At 56.5% G+C, this 1,250-nt stretch carries 3 protein-coding genes; all 3 read left to right on the forward strand.

Going from position 1 to position 1,250, the window contains the following annotated elements; translation table 11 throughout:
* The coding region (locus tag NW809_RS12655) for an arsenic resistance protein (RefSeq protein ID WP_414402304.1) at positions 1 to 234 on the forward strand (234 nt) is incomplete at its 5' end.
* The gene (gene arsB / locus NW809_RS12660) at positions 231 to 1,127 is read left to right on the forward strand and encodes an ACR3 family arsenite efflux transporter (protein ID WP_414402305.1); all 897 of its coding nucleotides are present in this window, start codon (positions 231 to 233) and stop codon (positions 1,125 to 1,127) included. The genes NW809_RS12655 and arsB, both read left to right, overlap by 4 nt.
* A gap of 16 nt (positions 1,128 to 1,143) precedes the next feature.
* Positions 1,144 to 1,250: YidH family protein (locus NW809_RS12665; RefSeq protein ID WP_414402306.1), on the forward strand; the 107-nt coding region annotated here is incomplete at its 3' end.

Raw genomic sequence — 1,250 nt, forward strand, 5'->3', positions numbered from 1 at the left:
CCCAAAGCTCTCCCCAGCGGCGGCTCCCTGAGCTTTTTTGAGCGCTATCTCACCCTTTGGGTGGCCCTGTGTATTGTTGCCGGGATCCTCCTGGGGCGATGGTTTCCGGGCGTGGCCGAGGCTTTGGATGCCTTGAGCCTCTATCAGGTCTCCCTTCCCATTGCCGTCTGCCTGTTTTTCATGATGTATCCCATCATGGTGAAATTGACTTCGGCCAGGCAGCCTATGCTTTGAAATCTCCCAAGCCAGTGCTGTTGACCCTGGCCGTGAACTGGCTGGTGAAGCCCTTTACCATGGTGGTGATCGCCCAGTTTTTTTTGGGGTGGCTGTTTGCCCCTTGGATAACCGGCACGGAAATCATCCGCGGCACAGAGATTAGCCTCAGCAGCTCCTACATTGCCGGGGCCATTTTGTTGGGCATTGCTCCTTGTACAGCCATGGTGCTGATGTGGGGCTATCTCAGCTATGGCAACCAGGGCCACACCCTGGTGATGGTGGCGGTGAACTCTTTAACCATGCTCTTCCTCTACGCACCGCTGGGCCGCTGGCTGCTGGCCATGAGCGATTTAACGGTGCCCTGGCAAACCATTTTGCTGTCGGTGGCCGTCTATGTGGACCTACCGTTAGTTGCAGGAGCAGCCTCCCGCTATTGGATTCTCAAAACCAAGGGCCGGGAATGGTTTGAAAAAGCTTTTTTGCGCTACCTCAACCCCATTGCCATCGCCGCCTTGCTGGTGACGTTGGTGCTTCTTTTTGCTTTTAAAGGGGATCTCATTGTGGAAAATCCCTTCCACATTTTGTTGATCGCAGTGCCTCTTTTCGTTCAAACCAACCTCATTTTCGGCATCACCTATGTGGCAGCCCAGAAACTGGGCTTGTGCTATGAGGATGCGGCTCCGGCAGCTTTAATCGGCGCCAGCAACCACTTTGAGGTGGCCATTGCAACGGCGGTGGTGCTGTTTGGCTTGAACTCAGGGGCCGCCCTGGCCACCGTCGTAGGGGTGTTGATCGAGGTGCCGGTGATGTTGATGTTGGTGGAGACCTGCCGGCGTACCGCCTTTTATTTCCCCCGCCAGCCGGAAAAGGCCAGCTTGCCCGATCCCCGCTGCCTTAAAATTAGCCCCTGAGGGATCCCTTCAGCCCATGAACCTGCCCCCGGATCGCCAACGGGAACACCAGGCCAACGAGCGCACCTTTCTGGCTTGGCTGCGCACCTCTGTGGCTCTCATTGCCTTTGGTTTTGCCCTCAC

Origin of the sequence: Synechococcus sp. WC101, from assembly GCF_047461555.1 — a bacterium.
GTDB lineage: Bacteria > Cyanobacteriota > Cyanobacteriia > Thermostichales > Thermostichaceae > Thermostichus.